This window comes from Streptomyces sp. NPDC052101 (assembly GCF_040680235.1).
Taxonomy (GTDB): Bacteria; Actinomycetota; Actinomycetes; order Streptomycetales; family Streptomycetaceae; genus Streptomyces.
Genome location: NZ_JBFAWH010000003.1, coordinates 440644 through 465377 on the forward strand (window position 1 = coordinate 440644; position 24734 = coordinate 465377).

Annotated in this window: 21 protein-coding genes; 14 read left to right on the forward strand and 7 right to left on the reverse strand. The window is 71.6% G+C overall.

The features are described 5' to 3' along the window. Positions 1 to 128 precede the first annotated feature (128 nt). Positions 129 to 3683, reverse strand: a complete 3555-nt coding sequence (locus AB0L75_RS09355; protein ID WP_365177595.1) for a S41 family peptidase — start codon at positions 3681 to 3683, stop codon at positions 129 to 131. A gap of 156 nt (positions 3684 to 3839) precedes the next feature. Here AB0L75_RS09355 and AB0L75_RS09360 point away from each other — a divergent pair, with 156 nt between their 5' ends. From AB0L75_RS09360 to AB0L75_RS09385, 6 genes are all read left to right on the forward strand, one after another. Continuing rightward, the gene (locus AB0L75_RS09360; RefSeq protein WP_365177598.1) at positions 3840 to 4445 is read left to right on the forward strand and encodes a TetR/AcrR family transcriptional regulator; all 606 of its coding nucleotides are present in this window, start codon (positions 3840 to 3842) and stop codon (positions 4443 to 4445) included. A 123-nt stretch (positions 4446 to 4568) separates the two neighbouring features. Continuing rightward, entirely contained in the window at positions 4569 to 6794 is a 2226-nt protein-coding gene (locus AB0L75_RS09365; RefSeq protein ID WP_365177601.1) for an MMPL family transporter, read from the forward strand. 147 nt (positions 6795 to 6941) lie between these two features. Then, the gene (locus tag AB0L75_RS09370; RefSeq protein WP_365177604.1) at positions 6942 to 7085 is read left to right on the forward strand and encodes a hypothetical protein; all 144 of its coding nucleotides are present in this window, start codon (positions 6942 to 6944) and stop codon (positions 7083 to 7085) included. After that, the gene (locus AB0L75_RS09375) at positions 7082 to 7930 is read left to right on the forward strand and encodes a DMT family transporter (protein WP_365177606.1); all 849 of its coding nucleotides are present in this window, start codon (positions 7082 to 7084) and stop codon (positions 7928 to 7930) included. The genes AB0L75_RS09370 and AB0L75_RS09375 overlap by 4 nt, the downstream gene beginning before the upstream one ends. 42 nt (positions 7931 to 7972) lie before the next feature. Then, complete coding sequence (locus AB0L75_RS09380; RefSeq protein WP_365177609.1) at positions 7973 to 8863, forward strand: NAD(P)-dependent oxidoreductase; 891 nt, start codon at positions 7973 to 7975, stop codon at positions 8861 to 8863. A gap of 94 nt (positions 8864 to 8957) precedes the next feature. Continuing rightward, a complete protein-coding gene (locus tag AB0L75_RS09385; RefSeq protein WP_365177612.1) occupies positions 8958 to 9233 on the forward strand; it encodes a DUF1876 domain-containing protein in 276 nt (91 codons plus the stop codon). A 34-nt stretch (positions 9234 to 9267) separates the two neighbouring features. Here AB0L75_RS09385 and AB0L75_RS09390 read toward each other — a convergent pair whose 3' ends face one another. The 3 genes from AB0L75_RS09390 to AB0L75_RS09400 all read right to left on the reverse strand — a co-directional run bounded on the left by AB0L75_RS09390 (position 9268) and on the right by AB0L75_RS09400 (position 11547). After that, positions 9268 to 10455: a serine hydrolase domain-containing protein gene (locus tag AB0L75_RS09390; protein ID WP_365177615.1), complete on the reverse strand. Its 1188-nt coding sequence runs from the start codon at positions 10453 to 10455 to the stop codon at positions 9268 to 9270. 73 nt (positions 10456 to 10528) lie between these two features. After that, positions 10529 to 10975, reverse strand: coding sequence for an organic hydroperoxide resistance protein (locus AB0L75_RS09395; protein WP_365177618.1), 447 nt, complete (start codon positions 10973 to 10975; stop codon positions 10529 to 10531). 107 nt (positions 10976 to 11082) lie between these two features. Further along, positions 11083 to 11547 carry a MarR family transcriptional regulator gene (locus AB0L75_RS09400; protein ID WP_365177621.1) on the reverse strand — a complete coding sequence of 155 codons (465 nt, stop codon included), beginning with the start codon at positions 11545 to 11547 and terminating at the stop codon, positions 11083 to 11085. Between the two features lie 233 nt (positions 11548 to 11780). Between AB0L75_RS09400 and AB0L75_RS09405 the strand changes: the two genes are divergently transcribed. Further along, positions 11781 to 12119 (forward strand): SsgA family sporulation/cell division regulator, encoded by a 339-nt coding sequence (locus AB0L75_RS09405; protein WP_365177623.1) that lies wholly within the window; start codon positions 11781 to 11783, stop codon positions 12117 to 12119. Here the strand turns inward: AB0L75_RS09405 and AB0L75_RS09410 are convergent, their stop codons facing one another. After that, positions 12120 to 13793: a penicillin-binding transpeptidase domain-containing protein gene (locus AB0L75_RS09410; protein WP_365177626.1), complete on the reverse strand. Its 1674-nt coding sequence runs from the start codon at positions 13791 to 13793 to the stop codon at positions 12120 to 12122. It lies immediately after the preceding gene. Positions 13794 to 13952: 159 nt separating this feature from the next. Further along, on the reverse strand, positions 13953 to 15701 hold the full coding sequence (locus AB0L75_RS09415) for a phospholipid carrier-dependent glycosyltransferase (protein WP_365177629.1): 1749 nt from the start codon (positions 15699 to 15701) through the stop codon (positions 13953 to 13955). A gap of 139 nt (positions 15702 to 15840) precedes the next feature. On the opposite strand from AB0L75_RS09415, the gene rsmI reads away from it, so the two are divergent. The 6 genes from rsmI (at position 15841) to AB0L75_RS09445 (ending at position 21991) form a co-directional block, all read left to right on the forward strand. Then, positions 15841 to 16689 carry a 16S rRNA (cytidine(1402)-2'-O)-methyltransferase gene (gene rsmI / locus AB0L75_RS09420; RefSeq protein WP_365177632.1) on the forward strand — a complete coding sequence of 283 codons (849 nt, stop codon included), beginning with the start codon at positions 15841 to 15843 and terminating at the stop codon, positions 16687 to 16689. A 368-nt stretch (positions 16690 to 17057) separates the two neighbouring features. Continuing rightward, entirely contained in the window at positions 17058 to 17462 is a 405-nt protein-coding gene (locus AB0L75_RS09425) for a hypothetical protein (protein ID WP_365177635.1), read from the forward strand. A gap of 47 nt (positions 17463 to 17509) precedes the next feature. Further along, on the forward strand, positions 17510 to 18406 hold the full coding sequence (locus AB0L75_RS09430) for a TatD family hydrolase (protein ID WP_365177638.1): 897 nt from the start codon (positions 17510 to 17512) through the stop codon (positions 18404 to 18406). Positions 18407 to 18545: 139 nt separating this feature from the next. Beyond that, positions 18546 to 19982 carry a ubiquitin-like domain-containing protein gene (locus AB0L75_RS09435; protein WP_365177640.1) on the forward strand — a complete coding sequence of 479 codons (1437 nt, stop codon included), beginning with the start codon at positions 18546 to 18548 and terminating at the stop codon, positions 19980 to 19982. Between the two features lie 249 nt (positions 19983 to 20231). Beyond that, positions 20232 to 21101 carry a 16S rRNA (adenine(1518)-N(6)/adenine(1519)-N(6))-dimethyltransferase RsmA gene (gene rsmA / locus AB0L75_RS09440; RefSeq protein WP_365177642.1) on the forward strand — a complete coding sequence of 290 codons (870 nt, stop codon included), beginning with the start codon at positions 20232 to 20234 and terminating at the stop codon, positions 21099 to 21101. Beyond that, positions 21098 to 21991 carry a 4-(cytidine 5'-diphospho)-2-C-methyl-D-erythritol kinase gene (locus tag AB0L75_RS09445; RefSeq protein ID WP_365177645.1) on the forward strand — a complete coding sequence of 298 codons (894 nt, stop codon included), beginning with the start codon at positions 21098 to 21100 and terminating at the stop codon, positions 21989 to 21991. Before rsmA ends, AB0L75_RS09445 begins: the two co-directional genes overlap by 4 nt. A gap of 9 nt (positions 21992 to 22000) precedes the next feature. Here the strand turns inward: AB0L75_RS09445 and AB0L75_RS09450 are convergent, their stop codons facing one another. Further along, positions 22001 to 22591, reverse strand: coding sequence for a Uma2 family endonuclease (locus AB0L75_RS09450; protein WP_365177648.1), 591 nt, complete (start codon positions 22589 to 22591; stop codon positions 22001 to 22003). Positions 22592 to 22746: 155 nt separating this feature from the next. On the opposite strand from AB0L75_RS09450, the gene AB0L75_RS09455 reads away from it, so the two are divergent. Beyond that, positions 22747 to 24555 carry an ABC-F family ATP-binding cassette domain-containing protein gene (locus AB0L75_RS09455; RefSeq protein ID WP_365177651.1) on the forward strand — a complete coding sequence of 603 codons (1809 nt, stop codon included), beginning with the start codon at positions 22747 to 22749 and terminating at the stop codon, positions 24553 to 24555. Positions 24556 to 24734 lie beyond the last annotated feature (179 nt).

A 24734-nucleotide genomic window follows, 5' to 3' on the forward strand; every position in this document is an offset into this window, starting at 1 on the left:
GCTCGGCTTCGGCCGGTTCGTCGGTTCGTCGGCGCAGGGCGCCCTTCTTTGCGGAGGGCGCCCTGCGCTGTTGTGTGCTGGGGGCGTTGAGGGTTGTGGGGGCTTGTCGCGCAGTTCCCCGCGCCCCTTCATGCCGGGCGTGGGGGGAGGCTGGGGCGGGTGCGGTTGGGGGTGTCGGTGTAGTCGGGGGGGATGGCGGCGGGGGTGGTATCCAGGAGGTCCAGGGCCAGCTGGATCGCGTCGTCCATCTGGGCGTGCCGGCCTTCCGCCCAGTCCAGCGGGGTGCGCATGATCTCCAGGTCGGGGGCGACGCCGTGGTTCTCCACGGACCAGCCGTAGGCGTCGAACCAGGCCGCGTTCATCGGGACCGTGATGACCGTGCCGTCGCCCAGCCGGTGACGGCCTGTCATGCCGACCACACCGCCCCAGGTGCGCTGGCCGACCACCGGGCCGAGCTTCAGCAGCTTGAAGGCCGCCGTGATCATGTCGCCGTCGGAGGACGTCGCCTCGTCCGCCAGCGCCACCACCGGGCCCCTCGGGGCGTTCGAGGTGTACGACACCGGTTGCGCGTCCCTCGTCAGGTCCCAGCCCAGGATCGTCCGGGTCAGCTTCTCGATGACGAGTTCGCTGATGTGTCCGCCCGCGTTGCCGCGCACGTCGACGATCAGGGCGGGCCGGGACACCTCCATGCGCAGGTCGCGGTTGAACTGGGCCCAGCCGGAGCCGCCCATGTCGGGGATGTGCAGATAGCCGCACTTGCCGCCGCTCAACTCCCGTACGACCTCGCGGCGTTTGGCGACCCAGTCCTGGTAGCGCAGCGGCCGCTCGTCGATGAGCGGGACGACGGCGACCCGGCGGGCCCGGCCCGGCTCCCCTTCGGCCGGGGTGAACGTCAGCTCCACGGTCGTGCCCCCGGATCCGGCGAGGAGCGGGAACGGGCCGGTCACCGGGTCGACCGGGCGGCCGTCGACGTGGGTCAGGACGGCGCCCTCGCGGATGCCCATGCCGGCCAGCGGTGAACGGGCCTTGGAGTCGGAGGAGTCGCCGGGCAGGATGCGCTTGACCAGCCAGTGGCCGTTGCGGCGGACGAGGTTGGCGCCGAGGAGGCCCTGCCAGCGCTGGTAGTGGGACGGGCCCTCGTTGCGGCGGGCGGCGGTGACGTAGGCGTGCGAGGTGCCGAGTTCGCCGAGGACCTCGCGGAGGAGGTCCGCGAACTCGTCGGGCGAGGCGACCCGTTCGACGAGGGGACGGTACTGGTCGAGCACCGCGTCCCAGTCGATGCCGCACATGCCGGGGTCCCAGAAGTAGGCGCGGATGAGCCGGCCGGCCTCGTCGTAGGCCTGGCGCCACTCGGCGGGCGGGTCGACCTCGTGCAGGATGCGCCGCAGGTCGATCCAGACGGTCGTGTCACTGTCGCCCATCTCCGTGGAGGGCACCGCGCGCAGGTCGCCCTCGTCCACGACGACCAGCCGGGTGCCGTCGCCGCTGACCGCGAACCAGTCCAGGTGGTCGACCAGTTCGGACTTCTTCGCCTTGGTGATGTTGAAGTACTCCAGGGTCGGCCGGCCGCTGATGTCGGCCGGGTTGACGAAGGTCTCGCCGAGCGCGCCGGAGATCGGCCAGCGCAGCCAGACCAGTCCGCCGCCGGCGACCGGGCACAGCGCGGAGTACTTCGAGGCGATGACCGGGAACGGAGTGACCCTGCTCGCCAGGCCCTCCACCTCCACTGTCACCGTGCCGGCCTCGCCCGTCTCCTCGTCCTCGACCGGGTCGAGACCGCCGGCCGCGGGACGGCCCTCGGGGTTCAGGGCGAAGGGGGAGGGCGTCGCCGAACTCAGCGGGACGAGATACGGGCGGCAGCCGAGCGGGAAGGACAGGTCACCGGTGTGGACGTCGTACACCGGGTCGAAGCCGCGCCAGGAGAGGAAGGCGAGGTAGCGGCCGTCGCGGGTGAAGACGGGGTTCTCGTCCTCGAAGCGGCCGTTGGTCACGTCCACGACCAGCCGGTCCTTGATCCGGGCCAGCTTGATCTGGCGCAGGGATCGCCCGATGCCCGGGTGGGACCAGGTCAGCCAGGCGCCGTCCGGCGAGAAGGCGAGGTCGCGGACGGGGCCGTTGATGGAGCGGATCAGCTCGGTGACCTGGCCTTCGGCGGTCAGCGCAGGGCCGGCGCCTGGCTCGTCGGCACCTGCGGCAGCTCCCGCGCCCTCGCTGCTCGTGGCGCCCTGTTCGTCGGCGCCTGCCGTGGCTACGGTGCCTTCGCCGTCGCTGCTGGTGCCTTCGCCGTCGCTGTTCGTGGCGCCCTCGCCGTTGCTGCCGGCGGCACCCTCGCCGGTGCTGTTCACAGTGCCGCCGTCGCTGCTGGCGGCGCCCTGCTCGTCAGTGCCTGGGGTAGCTCCCGCGCCCTCGCTGTCGCCGCTCCCGGCGCCCCCGCTGTCCCCCTCCCCGCCCCCGCCCTCTCCCTCACTCTCCCCCTCGCCCACATCGATCAGCAGCAGCCGTCCGTCGTGCGAGGCGACCGCCAGCCGTTCGCCCTCCGGGTCGGAGACCATCTCCAGGACGCGGCCCAGTGCGCCGGAGGCGAGCCGGCGGGGTGCGCGGTCGCCGGTCGCGCGGGGCAGTTGGGCGATCTGGACGGCGTCCTCGCCCTCGGCGTCCGTCACATAGGCCACCTGGCCGGTCGTGCCCAGCATCTCCGGCAGCCGTACCCGCACGCCGGGCGTGTCGGCGATCGTACGGGCCGGGCCGTCGCGGTGGGTGAGCCAGTACAGGCTGCCGCGTACCACGACGGCGCTGGCCCGGCCGGTCTCGTCCACGGAGATGCCGTCGACGTTCTGCGCGGCCGGTACCTGGTACCGGCGGCGCCCGGTGGCGGGTCCGGCGAGGCGGATGTCCAGCTTGCGCGGTACGGCGTTCGGGGAGAGGTCGTCCACCAGCCACAGGTCGCCCGCGCACTGGTACACCACCCGGGTGCCGTCGCTGGAGGCGTGCCGGGCGTAGAAGGCGTCGTGGTCGGTGTGGCGGCGCAGGTCGGTGCCGTCGTGGGCGCAGGAGTAGAGGTTGCCGACGCCCTCGTGGTCGGAGAGGAAGGCGATCCGGCCGGCGACGAACATGGGGCAGGCCAGATGGCCGCCGATGTCCGGCACGAGTTGTCGCCCGTGCAGCCAGAGCCGGCCCATGGCGCCGCCGCGGTAGCGCTTCCAGGAGGCCGGTTCGTGCGGTGGGGTGCCGGTGAGCAGGAGCGTCTTGTGTTCGCCCGCGACGTCGGCGACCTGGATGTCGGAGACCGGGCCCCAGGGCAGCTTGCGGCCCGGGTCGCCGTCGGTGGACACCTTGTAGGCCCAGGTGAAGTACGAGAAGGGCTGGCTGTGGGAGGCGACGGCCAGGATGTCGCCCTCCGGTGTCCAGCCGCACACCTGCGTGTCGGAGCTGCCCCAGTACGTCAGCTGGCGCGCGGGACCGCCGTCGACGCCCACGAGGTGGATCTCGGGCGCGAGGCTGCGCCAGGTCGTGTACGCGAGGTGGCGTCCGTCGGGCGAGAAACGCGGGTGCCCGGTCTTCGTACGGTCCGCCGTGAGCCGCCAGGCCCGGCCCGGGGCGTCGAGGGGGGCCAGCCAGAGGTCGTCCTCGGCCACGAAGCAGAGCAGGTCGTCGCTGAGGTGGGGAAGGCGCAGATAGCTCACCTCCCCATGCTTTTCCGCCCGCTGGAGCCCAGCAACTTATGCGCCCCTGACGTTCGTGACGCAGCACACGTACGAAACGGTTTCGTTTCGTACGCTCTCAGGGTATCTTCATGGTGGTACGCAACCGAAAGGCTCCGGAGTGGGAGGGTGAGTGGCATGACCGAGGTTGTCGCAACGTCGCGTCGTAGCCGGATCACGCCCGAGCGCGAGGCCGAGTTGTACGAGGCCGTGCTCGACCTGCTCCGGGAGGTCGGCTACGACGCCCTCACCATGGACGCCGTCGCCGCCCGCACCCGGTCCAGCAAGGCCACGCTCTACCGCCAGTGGGGCGGCAAGGCCGAGCTGGTGGCGAAGGCGGTGCGGCACAGCAAGCCGGGCGGCTCCGCCGACGAGGTCGACACCGGGTCGCTCAGGAGTGACCTGCACGCCCTCACCCTGCGTTCGGACGACTGCGAGATGGAGCAGAACTCCGCGCTGATGCGAGGTCTGGCCATGGCCGTCCACGGCAACCCGGACCTGCTGCGCGCGTTCAAGGACCATCTCATCGAACCGGAGATGGCGGGATTCCGCCGTGTGCTGCAACGGGCGGTCGACCGGGGCGAGGTCCGTGCGGACAACCCGGCGATCGGCTACGTGATGCACATGATGATCGGCGCGTTCGCCGCCCGCACCCTGATCGACGAGCAGCCGCCGACCCAGGCCTTCCTCCTTTCGTACATCGACGCCGTGGTCCTCCCTGCCCTCGGCGTCACCACCGGCTGATCGCCGCGATCACCGGCTGAACCCTCTCCCCGACAAGCCCACCACCTGACGTCACCGCTCATGTCGTCGGGCTGATCTCCCCTGCCCTGATGAACCCCACGACCTGACCGGGAGTACGTCTCCGTGGCCACGATGCTCTACAAACTCGGCCGTCTCGCCTTCCGGCGACGGCACTTCGTCGCCCTCATATGGGTCGCGCTGCTCACCCTCGCCGGGGTGGGCGCCGCCTCCGCACCGGCCGCCGGCAACACCTCCTTCTCGATCCCCGGCACCGAGGCGCAGAAGGCCTTCGACCTGCTGGAACAGCGCTTCCCCGGCATGAGCGCCGACGGCGCCACCGCGCGCGTCGTCTTCAAGGCGCCGGCCGGCGAGAAGATGACCGACCACGACAACAAGGCGGCCGTCGAGAAGACCGTCAAGGAGCTGGGCAGCGGCTCCGAGGTCACCTCCGTCGCCGACCCCTTCGCGGGGCACGCCGTCAGCAAGAACGGCCAGATCGCCTACGCCTCGGTGAAGTACAAGGTCTCCGGCATGGAGCTGAAGGACTCCTCGAAGGACGCCCTGAAGGAGGCCGCACAGCACGCACGGGACGCCGGACTGACCGTCGAGGTCGGCGGAGACGCGCTGAACGCGACCCCGGAGACCGGCTCCAGCGAGGTCATCGGCATCGGGATCGCCGCCGTCGTCCTCGTCATCACCTTCGGCTCGCTGCTCGCCGCCGGATTCCCGCTGCTCACCGCGATCATCGGCGTCGGCATCGGCGTCTCCACGATCACCGCGCTGGCCAGCGCCCTGGACCTCGGCTCCACCACCTCCACCCTCGCGTCGATGATCGGCCTGGCCGTCGGCATCGACTACGCCCTCTTCATCGTCTCCCGCTACCGCGCCGAACTGGCCGAGGGCCGCGAACGCGAGGAAGCGGCCGGACGGGCCGTCGGCACGGCGGGCTCGGCGGTGGTCTTCGCCGGCCTCACCGTCGTCATCGCCCTGGTCGGCCTGTCGGTCGTCAACATCCCGATGCTCACCAAGATGGGCGTCGCGGCGGCGGGCACCGTCGCCATCGCCGTTCTCATCGCGCTGACGCTGATCCCCGCCCTGCTCGGCTACGCGGGCCGCAGGATCAAGCCGGCCGGCGAGAAGAGCAAGCTGCTCGGCGGCGGCCGTACGCCGAAGAAGCCGGGCCGGCCCAACATGGGCACCCGCTGGGCGAGCTTCGTCGTACGGCGCCCGGTCGCCGTCCTGCTGCTCGGTGTGCTCGGCCTCGGCGCGGCGGCCATCCCCGCCGCCTCCCTGGAGCTGGGCCTGCCCGACGACGGCTCCCAGCCCACCTCCACCACCCAGCGCCGCGCCTACGACCTGCTCTCCGACGGCTTCGGACCGGGCTTCAACGGCCCGCTGATGGTTGTGGTCGACGCCAAGGGCAGCCACGACCCCAAGGCCGCCTTCACCAAGGTCGGCGACGAGATCAAGGGCCTGAACGACGTGGTCACGGTCACCCCGGCCGTGGCCAACAAGGCCGGTGACACCGCGACGATCACGGTCGTACCCCAGTCCAAGCCGTCCTCGCACACGACCGAGGACCTGGTCCACGCCATCCGTGACAAGGGCGCGGACGTCGCCAGGGACACCGGCTCCAAGGTCCTGGTCACCGGTTCGACGGCGGTGAACATCGACGTCTCGCAGAAGCTGAACGACGCGCTGCTGCCGTATCTGGCGCTGGTGGTGGGTCTCGCGTTCCTGCTGCTGATCGTGGTCTTCCGCTCGGTCCTCGTCCCGCTGAAGGCGGCCCTCGGCTTCCTGCTCAGCGTGCTCGCGGCCCTCGGTGCCGTGGTCGCGGTCTTCCAGTGGGGCTGGCTGTCCGGCCTGATGAACGTCGAGCAGACCGGCCCGGTCATGTCGATGATGCCGATCTTCATGGTGGGTGTCGTCTTCGGTCTCGCGATGGACTACGAGGTCTTCCTCGTGACCCGGATGCGGGAGGCGTTCGTCCACGGCGAGACGCCCGACCAGGCCGTGGTGACCGGCTTCAAGTACGGAGCGCGGGTCGTGACCGCCGCGGCCGTCATCATGATCGCCGTCTTCTCCGGCTTCATCGGCTCCACCGAGGCGATGGTCAAGATGATCGGCTTCGGCCTCGCGATCGCCGTCTTCTTCGACGCGTTCATCGTCCGCATGGCCATCGTCCCGGCAGTGCTCGCGCTGCTCGGCAAGCGGGCCTGGTGGCTGCCGAAGTGGCTCGACCGCGCGCTGCCCAACGTGGACGTCGAGGGCGAGGGCCTGCGCGCCATGTCGGACTCGGGCCGCAAGGACGCCGACCCCGACGGGGAGCGGGAGCTGGTACGGGCCTGACGCAGCGCGTCCGGCGGCGGACCGGCCGGTGAGGGTGCCCGTGGGGACGGGGCCGCACCCTCACCGGCCTTCCGCCCTTCTCGCGGCAGGCTCCGGCCCCGGTAAAACGGCTCGATCCCCTCTGTGATCACCGTTAGCGTGCCCCGCATGACGACAGCCGCCACCGACGCCGAAGTACCAGGAGCCCACCCCCGCTTCACCGAGTCCCTCGGCGCGCCCGGCCTCGCGGTGCCGGTGTCGATGGACGACGCCGATGACGCGCCGGTGGACGTGCGCGAGCGGACGGCGTGACGCCGCTGGTGACCGCCGCGGTCCTGCTCGCCGCGGTCACGCACGCGAGCTGGAACGCCATCGCGCACAAGATCACCGACAAGCTGGTCGGGTTCACCCTGATCCTTGCGGGCGGGGTGCTCATCGGGCTGTCGCTGGCTGCCTTCGCGGCGTTTCCGGCGGCGGCCGCATGGCCGTACCTGCTGGTCTCGGCGGCCGTTCATGTGGTGTACGTCGTGCTGCTGATGACGTCGTTCCGGCTCGGTGACTTCGGGCAGGCCTATCCGATCGCGCGGGGGAGCGCGCCGCTGGTCGTCACCGTGTTCGCGGCCCTCTTCGCACACGAGGTGCCCGACGGGTGGGCCGCGGCGGGCATCGCCGTGTCCTGCGCGGGCCTCACCGGGGTCGCGCTGTGGGGGTTGCGCGGGCACCGGCCCGACTGGGCGGCGATCGGGGCCGCCCTCGCCACCGGGCTCTCCATCGCCTCGTACACCGTCGTCGACGGGCTCGGGGTGCGCGCCTCCGGTTCCTCGCTGGGGTACACCGCCTGGCTGATGGTGGTGCAGGGCGTGGTGATCCCGGCGTACGCCGTCTGCTGCCGCTGGCGGCGGGAGACGGCAGCCGTGCTGCGGCCGTTCGCGGCACTCGGGCTTTTCGGAGCCCTGCTCTCCGTTTCCGCCTACGGCCTGGTGCTGTGGGCGCAGACCCGGGCGGCACTCGCTCCGGTCGCCGCCCTGCGCGAGTCCTCGATCATCGTCGGTGCGGCCATCGGGGCGCTGTTCTTCAAGGAGCGCTTCGGGGCGCCCCGGATCGCGGCGGCGGGACTGCTGGTCGTGGGGATCGGGCTGATGCTGCACGCCGGGTAGCAGGATGGCGTTGGGCCACAACACACCGTACGAGGGAGCCTCATGACCGACACACCGACCGTCAGCGTCCTCGGCACCGGCATCATGGGCGCCGCCATGGCGCGCAACCTCGCCCGCGCCGGGCTCGGGGTCCGGGCCTGGAACCGCACTCGCGAGAAGGCCGAGCCACTGGCCGCGGACGGGATCCGGGTCACCGGCACGTCCGCCGAGGCCGTCGAGGGCGCCGACGCCGTACTGACCATGCTGTACGACGGCAACACCGTCCTGGAGGTGATGCGCGAGGCCGCCCCGGCGCTGCGGCCTGGCACCGTGTGGGCGCAGTGCACCACCGCCGGGGTCGAGCTGGTCGCCGATCTCGCCGGCTTCGCACGCGAGCACGGCCTGGTGTTCTACGACGCCCCGGTCCTCGGTACCCGCCAGCCCGCCGAGGCCGGTCAGCTGACCGTGCTGGCCGCCGGGCCCGAGGAGGGCCGGGAAACGGTCACGCCCGTCTTCGACGCCGTCGGCGCGAAGACCGTGTGGACCGGCGAGGACGGCGCGACGGGCAGCGCCAGCCGGCTGAAGCTGGTGGCCAACAGCTGGGTGCTCGCCGTCACCGCGGCGACCGGTGAGGTGCTGGCCCTCTCGAAGGGCCTCGGCGTCGACCCGCAGGGCTTCTTCGACCTCGTCGAGGGAGGACCGCTCGACATGGGGTATCTGCGGGCCAAGTCCGCTCTGGTGCTCGACGAGAAGCTGACCCCGCCGTCGTTCGCCGTGGCCACCGCCGAGAAGGACGCGCGGCTCATCGTCCGGGCCGGCGAGCGGGCCGGCGTACGGCTCGACGTGGCCGAGGCCACGGCCGAACGGTTCGCCCGGGCCGCCGCCCAGGGGCATGCGGGCGAGGACATGGCCGCCGCCTACTTCGCCAGCTTCGACGAGCAGCCGGGCGGGTGACGGGACCGGCGAAAGAACCGGCGCCGGTCCTCCACGTGACGTTCCGCGCGCCCTGGAGCACCCTGGAATCAGCGAAATTCCGGAGGTGGTCGACATGATGCACACCGCTGTGGGATGGCACGTCGAGATGGAATTCCAGGAAGACAGCGACCACACGCGCGCGGTCGCCCTGGTGCGCCTGCCCGATGGCACCGAGGTGCGGGCCCACGGGAACGCCACCCGTCACCGCATCGACGCGAACCAGCCGAGAGTCGGCGAGGAGATAGCGGGAGCCCGCGCACTCAACGACCTGGCCATGCAGCTGCTGACCAAGGCCCACGACGAGATCGACGCGGAGTCCGGGCGGACCTCGCACTCGATCAACGTGTGACGTCGCACGGGTGATGCCGGACGGGTGAGCAGCCCTAGGGGAGCGCCGTGAGCGCCGTGCGGACCGCCCGTACCAGCGCCTGCGCCCTCGGGTCCGCCGTCACGCTCTTGCGGAAGCCGTTGGTGACATAGCCGAAGGCGATACCGGTCTCCGGATCGGCGAAGGCAAGGGCGCCGCCCCGGCCCGGGTGGCCGAAGGAGCCGGGGGAGAGCAGCGGGGACGCCGCGCCGTGCAGCATGTAGCCGAGGCCGAACCGGGTGCCGACGACCAGGACCCGGTCCGGCCCGGCGGACCGCTCGCCGCGGGCCAGCTCCATCGTCTCCGGGGTGAACAGCCGGGTGCCGCCGTCCACCTCGCCGATGAGTGAGGCGTAGAAGCGGGCCAGGCCGTCGGCGGTGGCGATGCCGTTGGAGGCGGGCAGGGCGGCGGCGCGATAGGCGGGGTCGTTCTCGTCGGGGAGCGGGGTGATCGCGGCGAACGCGCGCCGGGTCAGCGAGTCCGGGTCGGCGTAGGCCTCGGCCACCGCGCGTTTGGGGCGCGTCTTCAGGCCACCGGCCGCCTCGGGCGCCTCCAGCGGGCCGACGCGGCCCACGCGCGCGTGCTCCGACTCCGGCAGGCCGAGCCACAGCTCCGCACCGAGGGGGCCGGCTATCTCGTCCGCTATCCACGCGCCGACCGGGCGGCCGGTGACGCGCCGGATCAGTTCGCCGGTGAGCCAGCTGTAGGTCTGGGCGTGGTAGCCGTGGTCCGTGCCCGGCTCCCACACCGGTGCCTGCGCGGCGACGGCCGCGGCGCCCAGGTCGGGGTCGGCGGCCTCGGCGGGGGTCAGCGGGCGGTCCAGCACGGGCACGCCGGCGCGGTGGGCGAGCAGGTGCCGGACGAGGGTCTGCTCCTTGCCGGCCGCCTTGTACTCGGGCCAGTACGCGCCGACCGGGGCGTCCAGGTCGAGTTCGCCGCGCTGCTGCAGGAGCAGGAGTACGGCGGCGGCGACGCCCTTGGTCGCGGAGCGCACGATCTGCGCGGTCCCGGGTTCCCAGGGGGCCGCACCGGGCGCACCGGCCGCACCGTCGACGTCCTTCGTGCCGGCCCACAGGTCGACGACCTTGTGCCCGTCGCGATACACGGCGACGGCGGCGCCGCGTTCCCCGAGCAGCGCGAAGTTCGCTGCGAACGCCTCCTCGACCGGCTCGAAGCCCTCGGCCACTGTGCCGTTCACGTCCACGCCCGCTGTCCCTTCCGTTCGCCTGCGACAGCGGGTGGAACGCGGGCTGCGCGCCTGGGATTCCTCGGTGGGATCAGCCCAGCAGGATCGTTACATCGATGTTGCCGCGCGTCGCGTTGGAGTAGGGGCAGACCTCGTGCGCCGCGTCCACCAGCCGGGCGGCCATGTCCGGGTCGAGGACCGGCAGGGAGACGCTGAGGGCGACCGCGAGGCCGTAGCCGCGGTGCCGGTTCGGGCCGATGCCGACCTTGGCGGCGACCGTGGAGCCGGTCAGGTCGTAGCCCTCGCGGTTGCCGACCAGGATCAGCGCGTTGTGGAAGCAGGCGCTGTACCCGGCCGCGAACAGCTGTTCCGGGTTGGTGCCGTTGCCGTCGCCGCCCAGCTCCGGGGGCATCGCGACCTTCAGCTCGATCTGGCCGTCCTGGCTGGTGACATAGCCGTCGCGGCCACCGTGGGCGGTGGCCTCGGCGACGTACATGATCTTCGTCGGGCGGGTGTCGACATCAGTGATGTCGGTCAAGGCCGGCCTCCCCCGGAACAAGTGGCGCACAAGTACATCGTGCACAAGGTACTGGCCGGTAGGTCAGTGTGCGGAACCAGGGGGCCGCAACTATGGGTAACGTCAGGTCAGCGCCGGTCGGCTGCCGCGTCGGCGCGCCCGGTGAGCTTCCACAACTCCTCACGCAACCGCGCGACCTCCTGTGCGCCGAGGCCCGTCGTGGTGAGGAGCGCGCCTGGTACGCGCGCTGCGCGCTCCCTGAGTTCCTCCCCGCGCCCGGTGCACGCGACGAGCACCGAGCGCTCGTCGCCGGCCGCGCGCTCCCTGCGCACCAGACCCGCCCCCTCCAGCCGCTTCAGCAACGGCGAGACGGTCCCGTAGTCCAGGCGCAGGGCGCGCGCCAGTTCCTTCACGCTGGTCTCGCCGCGCTCCCACAGCACCAGCAGCACGAGGTACTGCGGGTAGGTGAGCCCGAGGTCGTCCAGAAGCGGACGGTATGCGGCGGTCACGGCGCGCTGTGCGGCGTACAGCGCGAAGCACAGCTGCTCGTCCAGCTGCAGCGATCCCTCGACGGCGCGGTCCTCGTTCGTCACGCGCCCATTGTCACGGACTGACCGCGCAGGTAGGAGCGCCGATGAATCCGTCAGGTACGTGCGCCGATCGATTTTGGGCCTTTGTTGCGAAGGTTTTGCAAGAAGTAATCGGTCGTGCATCCGTTCCGCAAGACAGGCCGTTCCCGGGGGCGTGAACCGGAAAATGTGCGACATTGGAGAGAAAGCGGAAGCACGGCTTTCGTATGTGTCACTCAGCGTGAAAGGGCGGTCCGATGTCTGTGGTCGAGCAGTACGCGCGCGCCCATATCGTCACGGACGAGGAGGACCCGGGGGCCGTACCGGTGGTGCTGCGGTACGACCCCGACTCCGATCCACGGTCCGTCCGGGTCGGCCTGCCGGGCCCGCACGAGTGGACCTTCTCCCGCGCGCTGCTCGAACGGGGACTGCGGGCACCGGCCGAGAGCGGTGCCGTCCGGGTGTGGCCGTGCGGCCGGGTGCAGGCCGTCGTCGAGTTCCACACCGACAACGGTGTCGAGGTGGTCCAGTTCGAGTCGAAGGCGCTGCTCAGGTTCCTCCGCCGCACCTACACGGCGGAGCCGGTGCGGACCTGATCAGCCGCCTGTCTTGAGCAGGGTCGCCACCATCGGACCGGCCGTGTCGCCGCCGTGCCCGCCCGCCTGGACCACACCGGCGGCGGCGAGGTCGCCCTGGTAGGCGGTGAACCAGCCGTTCGGCTTCTTCTGCCCGTCGACCTCGGCGGAGCCCGTCTTGGCGCCGTAGTCCCCGCTCATGCCCGCCATCGCCTTGGCCGCGGTGCCGTAGTCCGCGGTGAACTTCAGGACGTCCTTCAGCTGGGACTGCGTCGTGGACGACATGGTGCGCGCGGCCTTCGCCAGCGTGCGGTTGTCCACGGAGGGCGAGACCAGGTACGGCTGCCGGAAGACGCCCGACTCCACCGTCGCCGCCACCGACGCCATGTTCAGCGGGTTCATACGCACCGCGCCCTGCCCGATCAGCGAGGCGCCCATCTGCGCGCCGCTCTGCACCGGGACCGAGCCGTCGAACGACGGCACGCCGATGGACCAGTTGTCCATGCCGAGGCCGTAGACCTGCTGGGCCTCCTGTGTCAGGTCGCTGTCGGACAGCTTCGGCGCGAAGTCGATGAAGGCGTTGTTGCAGGAGGCCCCGAAGCTCTGCTTGAACGTGCCCTTCTTGATCTCGGAGTCGGCGTCGTTGTGGAACGTCCAGCCCGCGAGCTTGTACGTCTTGGGGCACGGGTGCGACGCGTCCGGAGTGATGAGCTTCTTCTCGAACAGCATCGTCGACGTCACGATCTTCATCGTGGAGCCGGGCGCGAGGGAGCCCTGGAAGGCGACGTTGAAGCCGTGCCCGCTGTTGGCGACGGCGAGGATCTCGCCCGTCGAGGGCCGTACGACGACCACGGACGCCTTCGCCCGCTTGTCCACCTGCTGCTCGGCGACGCTCTGGAGGGCCGGGCTCAGCGTCGTCCGCACCGCGCCCGGCGTGCCCTGGCTCAGCTCCACCAGCGTCTTGTCGGGCAGTTGGGCCTTCTGCGAGGCCTTGCCCCGCGCCACACGCAGTTCGATGCCGGCCTTGCCGCCCGCCGTCTTGCCGTACTTCTCCCGCAGGCCGTCCAGGACCGGGCCCAGGGACGGGTACTTGGCGGCCGTCAGCTCGCCGCCGGAGCGGTCCAGCGCCTTGATCGGCGGGGTGCCGGACTCGCCGGTGACGAGCGTGTCGCCGTCCTTCAGGTCCGGGTGGACGACGGAGGAGTGCCAGTCGACCAGCGGCTTGCCGTCGCTCGCCCGCCGCACCACGGTGAGCGAACTGCCGTACGCCAGCGGCTTGCTGAGCTTCCGGTACGACACCGTCGCCTTGACGGAGAACGGAACCCTGGCGCCCGCGGGCGTGCCGGGGGTGAGGGTGACGTCCTTCAGCCGGGCGTCCTTGGCGTAGCCGGTGAGCAGCTTGGTGGCGGCGGAGGTGTCGTCGGTGGTGGCGGCCGCCTCGCTGATCCTGCCGTGCTGCCATGCGGTGAGGAAACCGGTGGAGGCCGCGCGGACCTCGGCGGCGCTGAGCGGGCCGGTCTTGACGTGCTTGTGGTCGGCGGTGGCGGACGTGCGCTCGTCGGCGGCCGCGCCGCCGCCGGTCAGTGCGTAGACGCCGAACCCGGCGCCGCCGACGACCACGGCGATCATCCCGCCGACCAGCACGGCGGGTCTGCTGGTCTTCCGTCGCTCGGCGACGCGCCTTCTCTTGCCCACAGCCTCAGTTCCTCCGTGCCTTCCCCAGGATTCCCGTAGCCCACACACTCCCAACGACGGCACTCACCCTAAAGTCCCCACCTACGAGGGTGATGTCGGCGGCGATTCCGTAGCAGGCTTGCGACAATCCGCGCACCGGTCCGGCCGTCGAACCGCGGTTCAGACCCAGGTGTCCAGCCACATCCGCGACCGCCAGGAGTCGATCGGGATTGCGGTGCCGGTGTAAAGCGGCCAGAAATAGATGAAGTTCCAGGCGATCAGCAGCACCAGCACGCCCGCCGCCGAGGCGCCGACCACGCGGCGGGTGTCGGAGGAGCCCGGCGGGCCGACGATCGCACCGATCAGCATCGCCACCGCCAGGCACAGGAACGGCACGAAGACGACCGCGTAGAACAGGAAGATGGTCCGCTCCTGGTACATGAACCAGGGCAGGTAACCGGCCGCGATCCCGCACGCGATGGCACCGGCGCGCCAGTCGCGGCGCAGCGCCCACCGCCACAGCACGTACAGGATCGCGAAGCAGGCCGCCCACCACAGCAGCGGGGTGCCGATCGCCAGCACCTCACGGGCGCACTTCTGCCCGGCGTCCGAAGGGCAGCCGTCGGCGCCGGGGTTCGGGGACTCGTAGAAGTACGACACCGGGCGGCCCAGCACGATCCAGCTCCACGGGTTGGACTGGTAGGTGTGCGGTTGCGTGAGCCCGATGTGGAACTTGTAGACCTCGTGCTCGTAGTGCCACAGGCTGCGCAGCCAGTCCGGCAGGAAGGTCCAGCTGCCGCCCTTGCCGTCGGTGGCCGCCCAGTTGCGGTAGTAGCCGCCGGTGCCGTTCGTCGGGGAGAGGATCCAGCCGGTCCAGGAGGCCAGGTAGACGGCGATCGCCACCGGGACCGTCGCAAGGAAGGCGATGCCCGTGTCGTACTTCAGGGCCGCCACGTACGGGTGGTGGGCCCCGGCCGTCCTGCGGGCGCCGACGTCCCACAGCACCGCCATCACGCAGAACGCGGCCAGGATGTACAGGCCGTTCCACTTCGTGCCGATGGCGAGGCCCAGCATCAGCCCGGCCGCCCAGCGCCAGGGGCGCAGGCCGAAGCGGAACGTGTCGGCCACGCGCGCGTCCGGGCGCACCCGGCCGTCCGAGTCGGCCGGCAGCGCGGCGGCCAGCCGCTCCCGCGCCCGGTCCCGGTCGATGATCAGGCAGCCGAACGCGGCCAGCACGAAGAACATCAGCACGCCGTCGAGCAGCGAGGTCCGGCTCATCACGAAGTGCAGGCCGTCCACCGCCATCAGCGCGCCCGCGAGGCAGCCGAGGAACGTCGAGCGGAAGATACGGCGCCCGATCCGACACAGCATCAGGACCGAGAGGGTCCCGAGCAGTGCCGTCATGAACCGCCAGCCGAAGGGGTTGAACCCGAACATCAGCTCGCCGAGGCCGATGACGTACTTGCCCACCGGCGGGTGCACGACATACGCGGCGTCCGTCGGGATCGCCAGATGGCCGTGCATCTGCAGCACCTGGTCGTTGGCGTTCTTGTCCCAGTTGACCTCGAAACCGCGGTGGACGAGCGCCCAGGCGTCCTTGGCGTAGTACGTCTCGTCGAATATCACCGCGCGTGGACTGCCCAGGTTCCAGAACCGCAGCAGGCCCGCCATCAGCGTCACCAGCAGCGGACCGCCCCAGCCCGACCAGCGGGTGATCCGCTCGGCGAGGACCGGCGACACGCCGAGCGCCTGCCACAGCCGGGGACTCGGCTCGGCATACGGGGGCACCAGCCGCTCACGTACGTCGCCCGAGGGCGCGTCCCCCGCCGGTACGTATCCGAATCGGCGCAGCCGCTGCTGCCACGACGGCCGCTGGTCGTGCGGCGTCTGGCCCTGCCGGAGGTCCATGGAGGACGCGGTACTGGTCACCGCGCCATGGTAGGGAACCGTCCTGTGCGAGTCCCGCGCATGTGCGGTACCGGTCGGGATGCGGTCGATTTCCCGGTGCCGGAGCTGGCCGCCCGCCGTCGCGGGCGGCACTGTCAGTGGTCCCTGCGAGGATGGGGGCGTGACTGGAACCCTTGTCCTCGCAGGTACCCCCATCGGCGACATCGCGGACGCGCCGCCCCGGCTCGCCCAGGAGCTGGCCGGCGCCGACGTGGTCGCCGCCGAGGACACCCGGCGGCTGCGCCGGCTCACCCAGGCGCTGGGCGTCACGCTCGGGGGCCGCGTGGTGTCGTACTTCGAGGGCAACGAATCCGCCCGCACACCGGAGCTGGTCGAGGAGCTGCTCGGCGGCGCGCGTGTGCTGCTCGTGACCGACGCCGGGATGCCCTCCGTGTCCGACCCGGGCTACCGGCTGGTCGCGGCGGCCGTGGCGAAGGACATCAAGGTCACCGCCGTACCCGGTCCGTCCGCCGTCCTCACCGCGCTCGCCCTGTCCGGGCTGCCCGTCGACCGGTTCTGCTTCGAGGGCTTCCTGCCGCGCAAGGCGGGCGAGCGGCTGTCCCGGCTCCGGGAGGTCGCGGACGAGCGGCGCACCCTTGTGTACTTCGAGGCCCCGCACCGGCTCGACGACACCCTCGCCGCCATGGCCGAGGTCTTCGGCGCGGACCGGCGAGCCGCCGTCTGCCGGGAGCTGACCAAGACGTACGAGGAGGTACGGCGCGGTCCGCTGGCCGAGCTGGCCCGGTGGGCCGCGGAGGGCGTGCGCGGGGAGATCACCGTCGTGGTCGAGGGGGCGCCCGAGGCCGGCCCGCAGGAGCTGGACGCGGAGGAACTCGTGCGCCGGGTGCGAGTGCGGGAGGAGGCCGGGGAGCGGCGCAAGGAGGCGATTGCCGCGGTGGCGGTGGAGGCGGGGGTTCCGAAGCGGGTGGTATTCGACGCGGTTGTCGCCGCGAAGCGTGTTGGTGAGTGAGCGGAGTTTGCTCGGGTAGCGCCGTGGGGGCTCGGTCCGTCGCCGGGTGCGGGTCCGTGGTGGCTTGTCGCGCCCACGCGGCAAAGCCGCATGTCGATAGAGCCCCGCGCCCCTTCAGGCGCTGCCCCCGACCGGCATGTATACCCCCTCTGAGCAGCGCTGTTCTCGGGTGAGCGGATGGGCCATGGGACGGCAAAGGGCTGTCGTCGATGGCAAAGGGAAACGGGGCCGGCCGGGGCCTTTTCGGCAAGGAAGACTCAAATCGCCTCCAACACTCGACAGCCCTGCTGCGTTCGCGCTGGTGAAGGCGTCCACTGGTCGAAGGGACGCACAACCCGTCCCTCGTCCAGCGGACAAGAGGAGCTGGCATGAGCGAGATCGCAGGGCAGACCGGCCTCCGTGGCACGCCCACAGCCGTCGTTCACGAGTCGTATTCCTTCGCCTGCATGCGATGCGGGCACGGCTGGGAGCAGTCGTACGAGATAGAGCACCACACGGACGCCGACGGGCACGAGTTCGTGCTGTACGTGGCCGACGGCCGGGTCGTGCCGTCGCCGCTGAGCCGGCCCAGCTGCCACAACTGCGACGGCCACGTCGTGCGGATCATGCGCGCGGGACAGGTCTCGTCGGTGCGTGGCGCCGCAGAGCGGCACCACAGCGTGCCGCAGGCGGGGCCGGTCGAGGCGCCGCCGGTCGGGGCCGCGCAGCCCAAGGAACCGCACCACTGGCATCTGTCCGATCTCCTGCACCCGTTCCACCGCAAGGCCGGCTGAGCGGATCGCCGTCCGCCGAGGGCGTGCCCCTTTCGTAGGATCGGGGCATGCCTTCGAACGCCGGCCAGACCGCCAAGGGCGACAAGAACGCCGCGCCGCCGCTTCCGCCGCCGCTGCGCGTTCCGGTCGCCGACTCGCACACCCACCTCGACATGCAGTCCGGCACGGTCGAGGAAGGCCTCGCCAGGGCCGCGTCGGTGGGGGTGACGACGGTCGTCCAGGTCGGCTGCGACATCAAGGGTTCCCGGTGGGCCGCCGAGACCGCGGCCGCGTACGACGCCGTCCACGCCGCCGTCGCCCTGCACCCCAACGAGGCCCCGCGCATCGTGCACGGCGACCCCGACGGCTGGTCGCGGCAGGGCGCCCGGGAGCCGGGCGGCGAGGCGGCGCTGGACGCGGCCCTCGCCGAGATCGACCGGCTCGCCGGACTGCCCCAGGTGAAGGGCGTCGGCGAGACCGGGCTGGACCACTTCCGCACCGGCCCGCAGGGCAAGGCCGCCCAGGAGCGGTCCTTCCGCGCCCACATCGAGATCGCCAAGCGGCACGGCAAGGCGCTCGTCATCCACGACCGCGACGCGCACGCCGACGTCCTGCGGGTCCTGAAGGAGGAGGGCGCCCCCGAGCGCACCGTCTTCCACTGCTACTCCGGCGACGCCGAGATGGCGGAGATCTGCGCACGCGAGGGCTATTTCATGTCCTTCGCCGGCAACGTCACCTTCAAGAACGCCCAGAATCTGCGGGACGCCCTCGCCGTCGCCCCGCTGGAGCTGGTCCTCGTGGAGACCGACGCGCCCTTCCTGACCCCGGCGCCGTACCGCGGCAGGCCCAACGCGCCCTACCTGGTCCCGGTCACGGTCCGTGCGATGGCCGCCGTGCGCGGCATCGACGAGGACGACCTGGCAACGGCCCTCGCCGCCAACACCGCCCGCGCCTTCGGCTACTGAGCCGCCTCCCTGTTCGGGCACTGAGCGCGCGCTCGACGGGCAACAGTGCGTAGTCGCGTCGCTTTGGAGAGTGACGACCGCTCCGCTAGGTTCTGGGGGCCCGATCCGGACCCCTCTGGCACCTCTGGAGTGTGTCGGCGTGAGCAAGTCGCAGTACGAGACGTTCGAGACATACGAGTCGTACCAACCGTACGGGTCGTACGGCTCCGAAGCCTCCGTGCACACCGCGGAGACGCTGCCGTACGGGCTGTACGAGGACACCTACCGCCCCGCCTACGAGGCGCAGGCGTACTTCGTCTCCGAGCCGGTGCTGCCCCGGCAGACCGGGAGCATGCCGGGGGCCCGGAGCGCGGCGGACACCTGGAGCGCACGGGACGACGGCGGGAGCGCGCCGGACGAGGACGGGGTGTGTGACGCCGGGTCGCTCGCCATAACGGGTGGGCGGGCGGAGCGCCGGCGCAGGGCGCGCTGCGCCGAGCGCCCGGAGTCCACCGTGCGCCGCCTGCTGCCGCAGGCGCTGGTCGTGGCCTTCCTCGCCGGCGGCACCACCGCGTTCGTCGCCAAGGACAAGGCGATCGAGCTGACCGTCGACGGCAAGCAGCGCACCCTGCACACCTTCGCCGACGACGTGCGCGAGCTGCTCACGGACGAGGGCGTGCGCACGGGGGAGCACGACATGATCGCGCCCGCCCCCGGCGCGGCGCTCGCCAGCGGAGACGCGGTCGCCGTGCGCTACGGGCGCCCCGTCCGGCTCACCCTGGACGGCCGACGGCGCGAGGTGTGGACGACGGCGCACACCGTGGCAGGAGCGCTGGACGAACTGGGAGTGCGCGCCGAGGGCGCGTATCTGTCCGTCTCACGCTCCCAGCGCATCGGACGCGCCGGGCTCGCGCTCGACGTGCGCACCGAACGCGCCGTCACGATCATGGCCGACGGCCGCACCCGGACCATCCGCACCAACGCGGCCACCGTCCGCGAGGCCCTGGAGGAGGCCGGGATCGGCCTGCACGGCCAGGACGCCACCTCCGTCCCGCCCGACAGCTTCCCGCGCGACGGGCAGACGGTGACCGTACTGCGGGTCAGCGGCAGCCGGGAGGTCCGCGAGGAGCAGATCCCCTTCGACGTCGAGCGCACCGATGACCCCACGCTCTTCAAGGGCACCGAGGTCGTCGCGCAGGCCGGACTGCCCGGCCTGCGACGCGACACCTTCCTGCTGCGCATCGTCAACGGCGTCCGGGAGAAACCGCGCCGGGAGACCTCCGAAGTGGTGCGCAAACCGCGCAAGCAGATCGTGAAGGTGGGCACCAAGCCGCTGCCGCACTCCGTGTCCGGCGCGGACCACCTGAACTGGCGCGGCCTCGCCACCTGCGAGTCCGGCGGCCGCCCGAGCGCGGTCGACCCCTCGGGCACGTTCGGCGGGCTCTACCAGTTCGACGCGCTCACCTGGCACAGCCTCGGCGGCAGCGGCCGTCCGCAGGACGCCCCGGCGGAGGAGCAGACGTTTCGCGCGAAGAAGCTGTACACGCGGCGGGGGGCGACGCCCTGGCCGCACTGCGGGGCGCGGCTGCACGGCTGACGGCGGCGGGTACGGGGATGCGCCGTCGGGCTCGCGGCCGTCTGCCGGGTGCGGGTGAGTGGGCGGCTGGTCGCGCCCACGCGGCGGAAGCCGCATATCGACACAGCCCCGCGCCCCCCGGGGGGTTGCGGCCGCCGCACCTGCGTGAGCAGCACCCCGCCGGCGCCGGTGAGTGCGACCCCGCCCCCGGTCGGCCCCGGCACAGGGCACCTGGCAAGCCGGCCGGGCGGACCCCCGTACCCTTGTCCCGTGAGCAGCCCCACCCCCGACGCCCTCCTCGGCCCCGCCGACGTCCGTGAACTCGCGGCAGCGCTCGGTGTCCGTCCCACCAAGCAGCGCGGCCAGAACTTCGTGATCGACGCCAACACGGTCCGCCGTATCGTGCGCACCGCGGAGGTCCGCCCCGACGACGTGGTCGTCGAGGTCGGCCCGGGGCTCGGTTCCCTCACGCTCGCGCTGCTGGAGGCCGCCGACCGGGTCACCGCCGTCGAGATCGACGACGTACTCGCCGCGGCCCTGCCCGCGACCATCGGGGCGCGCATGCCGGCGCGCGCCGACCGGTTCGCGCTGGTCCACTCGGACGCGATGCACGTCACCGCACTGCCCGGCCCCCCGCCGACGGCGCTGGTGGCGAACCTCCCCTACAACGTCGCCGTACCGGTGCTGCTGCACATGCTCGAAACCTTCCCGAGCATCGAGCGCACCCTCGTCATGGTGCAGTCCGAGGTCGCCGACCGGCTGGCCGCCGCGCCCGGTTCGAAGGTGTACGGCGTGCCGTCCGTGAAGGCCAACTGGTACGCCGAGGTGAAGCGGGCCGGAGCCATCGGCCGCAACGTCTTCTGGCCCGCGCCGAACGTCGACAGCGGGCTGGTCTCCCTCGTCCGGCGGACCGAGCCGATCAAGACGACGGCCTCCAGGAAGGAGGTCTTCGCGGTCGTCGACGCCGCCTTCGCGCAGCGCCGCAAGACTCTGCGGGCGGCGCTCGCCGGCTGGGCCGGGTCCGCCGCTGCCGCCGAGGCGGCCCTGGTCGCGGCCGGGGTCTCGCCGCAGGCGCGCGGGGAGTCGCTGACGGTGGAGGAGTTCGCGCGGATCGCCGAGCACAAGGAGACGGGCAAGTGAGCGTGACCGTACGCGTCCCGGCCAAGGTCAACGTCCAGCTGGCGGTCGGCGCCGCCCGGCCCGACGGTTTCCATGACCTCGCCAACGTCTTCCTCGCCGTCGGCCTGTACGACGAGGTGACGGTCACTCCGGCCGACGAACTCCGCGTGACCTGCGAGGGAGCGGACGCCGACCAGGTCCCCCTGGACCACGGCAACCTGGCCGCGCGCGCGGCGATCGCGCTCGCCGCTCGCCGGGGCATCGAGCCGGCCGTGCACATCCACATCGCCAAGGACATCCCGGTCGCCGGCGGCATGGCCGGCGGCAGCGCGGACGGCGCGGGCGCGCTGCTCGCCTGTGACGCGCTGTGGGGCGCGGGCGCTTCGCGGGCAGAGCTGCTCGCGATCTGTGCCGAGCTGGGCAGTGACGTGCCGTTCAGCCTGGTCGGCGGGGCGGCTCTGGGGGTCGGGCGCGGGGAGCGGCTGACCTCCCGGGAGGTCGGCGGCACCTTCCACTGGGTGTTCGCGATGGCCGAGCGGGGGCTGTCCACCCCGGAGGTCTTCCGTGAGTTCGACCGGCTGGCAAAGGGGCGGGAGATCCCGGAGCCGGTGGCTTCGGCGGAGCTGCTGGAGGCGCTGGCGAAGGGCGACGCGGAGGCGCTGGCCGCGGCCGTGTCCAATGATCTTCAGCCCGCGGCGCTGTCCCTGTTCCCGGAGCTGGCGGACACGCTGGCGGCGGGGCGCGGGGCCGGTGCGCTTGCTGCGCTGGTCTCCGGTTCCGGGCCTACGACGGCCTTCCTCGCGCGTGATGCCGAGTCGGCGGAGAAGGTGGCCGAGGCCCTGCGGGCGTCGGGGACGTGCAGGGCGGTGCGGATGGCGCAGGGGCCGGTGCCGGGGGCGATGGTGGTCTGAGGGTGCCCTTCAGAGTTCGTCGATTGCCGTCAGATCGATGTCGATGGAGTACGGCTTGTCGACCTTGATACGGTCGCGGTAGGTGCCGGTCGGCCGGTACATGCCCGTCTCCGCCGAGAGTTCGAAGACCTCGACGACGGGGTGGTCGTCCGGCCCGGCCATCTCGACCAGCCAGTAGTACTGGATACCTGCTGCGGCGTACTTGTGCGTCTTGGTCAGTCGGTCGCGGGCCTCGGACTCCGGGGAGATGACTTCAACGGCGAGCACGACGTCCTTAGCCTCGAAGTACGTCTGCTTCATTCCCTTCTTAGCGGCGGCCTTGATCACGGAGATATCGGGCTCGGGGCCATTGCGCCGATCCAGCACCACCGTCATCTCGCGCGCGACCTTCAGATCGGACGGCATGGTTCGGCGCAGGCCGGTCACCAGCAAGTCCATCGCGGCGAAGTGGAAATAGCGCTGCGGGCTCACAAGGACCAAGCTCCCGTCGATCAGCTCCGTGTGCGGCGGGAGATCCGGCATGGTGAGCAGGTCGTCGATGGTGTAGCCGTCCATCGGCGGCATCCGCCACCCGGACCGCTCAACAGGCTGGGCCGTCATGGTTCCTCCCATGGACAAGATCCTGGCGCCTGCCCTCCACGGTAGCGGCCGCATCCCGATCACGTCATCACAAAGAGTGACAACCCCCTCGCGCCCCGCCCCCGCCTCCGCAGGCCCTACGCTAGAAGGCTGAGGTCCCCGCGCACAGGAGTGAAATGGCCGTCAACCTGGTCAATGTCGAGAACGTCAGCAAGGTGTACGGCACCCGTGCCCTGCTGGACGGCGTCTCGCTCGGTGTGTCGGAAGGGGACCGGATCGGGGTCGTCGGGCGCAACGGCGACGGCAAGACCACCCTCATCCGGATGCTCGCCAAGCTGGAGGAGGCCGACACCGGACGCGTCACGCACTCCGGCGGGCTGCGGCTCGGCGTGCTCACGCAGCATGACTCCCTCGACCCGGCCGCCACCGTCCGGCACGAGGTCATCGGCGACATGGCCGACCACGAGTGGGCGGGCAACGCCAAGGTCAGGGATGTGCTGACGGGACTGTTCGGGGGGCTGGACCTGCCGGGCTTCCCCAAGGGGCTCGACACCGTCATCGGGCCGCTGTCCGGTGGCGAGCGGCGCCGTATCGCGCTCGCCAAGCTGCTCATCGAGGACCAGGACCTGATCGTCCTCGACGAGCCCACCAACCACCTCGACGTCGAAGGCATTGCCTGGCTCGCCCGCCACCTGCCGAACCGGCGCTCGGCGCTGGTGTGCGTCACCCACGACCGGTGGTTCCTCGACCAGGTCTGCACCCGCATGTGGGACGTGCAGCGCGGTGACGTGTACGAGTACGAGGGCGGCTACTCGGACTACGTCTTCGCCCGTGCCGAGCGCGAGCGGATCGCCGCCACCGAAGAGGTCAAGCGGCAGAACCTGATCAGGAAGGAGCTGGCCTGGCTGCGCCGCGGCGCCCCCGCGCGCACCTCCAAGCCGCGCTTCCGCGTCGAGGCCGCCAACGAGCTGATCGCGGACGTGCCGCCGCCCCGGGACAGCTCCGAGCTGATGAAGTTCGCCTCCTCGCGGCTCGGCAAGACCGTCTTCGACCTGGAAGACGTCACCGTGCAGGCCGGGCCCAAGGTGCTGCTGAAGCACGTCACCTGGCAGCTGGGCCCCGGCGACCGGATCGGTCTCGTCGGTGTGAACGGCGCCGGCAAGACCTCGCTGCTGCGTGCCATGGCCGAGGCGGCGCGCACCGAGGGCGAGCAGCAGCCGGCCGGCGGACGCGTCGCCGTCGGCAGGACCGTGAAGCTCGCCTACCTCTCCCAGGAGGTCGCCGAACTCGACCCCACCTGGCGGGTCCTGGAGGCCGTGCAGCAGGTCCGTGAGCGCGTCGACCTCGGCAAGGGGCGCGAGATGACCGCCGGGCAGCTGTGCGAGACGTTCGGCTTCAGCAAGGAGAAGCAGTGGACGCCGGTCGGGGACCTCTCCGGCGGTGAGCGGCGGCGGCTTCAGCTGCTGCGGCTCCTCATGGACGAGCCGAACGTCCTCTTCCTGGACGAGCCCACCAACGATCTCGACATCGAGACGCTCACCCAGCTCGAGGACGTCCTCGACGGCTGGCCCGGCTCGATGATCGTCATCTCCCACGACCGGTTCTTCGTCGAGCGCACCACGGACCGGATCTTCGCCCTGCTCGGCGACGGCGCCCTGCGGATGCTGCCGCGCGGCATCGACGAGTACCTGGAGCGGCGCCAGCGCATGGAGGAGGCGGTCGCCGCGCAGGCCGCCGCCGCGGCGCCCAAGCCGGCGGCGACGGAGAAGAGCGCCGCCGACCAGCGCGCCGCCAAGAAGGAACTCCAGAAGATCGAGCGGCAGTTGGACAAGATCTCCGAGAAGGAGACCAAGCTGCACGCCCAGATCGCCGAGAACGCCACCGACTTCGGGAAGGTCGCCGAACTGGACGGCCGGCTGCGGGACTTGGCCGCAGAGCGCGAGGAACTGGAGCTGCGCTGGCTGGAGCTGGCGGAGGACGCGTAACGCGTACGAGCGCGACGGCGCGGGCGCGGGCGCGAGGGCGTGCGCAACCCATACCCGCGCCCCTGGCGTGAATCAGCCACCGCATGCCCGGGCTTCGCTGCCCTCCCTCCCCGCCCCGCCGTTGTCTTCTCCCGGCGCGCGGCGCTGTTGCGTGCGCCGCGTGAAGGGGGCGTGAAGGC

Bases quoted from the DNA above. Each gene is read 5' to 3' on its own strand.
- AB0L75_RS09360 (WP_365177598.1), top strand. From the start codon at position 3,840: ATGACCGAGGTTGTCGCAACGTCGCGTCGTAGCCGGATCACGCCCGAG.
- AB0L75_RS09370 (WP_365177604.1), top strand. From the start codon at position 6,942: ATGACGACAGCCGCCACCGACGCCGAAGTACCAGGAGCCCACCCCCGC.
- AB0L75_RS09380 (WP_365177609.1), top strand. From the start codon at position 7,973: ATGACCGACACACCGACCGTCAGCGTCCTCGGCACCGGCATCATGGGC.
- AB0L75_RS09385 (WP_365177612.1), top strand. From the start codon at position 8,958: ATGATGCACACCGCTGTGGGATGGCACGTCGAGATGGAATTCCAGGAA.
- AB0L75_RS09405 (WP_365177623.1), top strand. From the start codon at position 11,781: ATGTCTGTGGTCGAGCAGTACGCGCGCGCCCATATCGTCACGGACGAG.
- AB0L75_RS09425 (WP_365177635.1), top strand. From the start codon at position 17,058: ATGAGCGAGATCGCAGGGCAGACCGGCCTCCGTGGCACGCCCACAGCC.
- AB0L75_RS09430 (WP_365177638.1), top strand. From the start codon at position 17,510: ATGCCTTCGAACGCCGGCCAGACCGCCAAGGGCGACAAGAACGCCGCG.
- AB0L75_RS09450 (WP_365177648.1), bottom strand. From the start codon at position 22,591: ATGACGGCCCAGCCTGTTGAGCGGTCCGGGTGGCGGATGCCGCCGATG.
- AB0L75_RS09455 (WP_365177651.1), top strand. From the start codon at position 22,747: ATGGCCGTCAACCTGGTCAATGTCGAGAACGTCAGCAAGGTGTACGGC.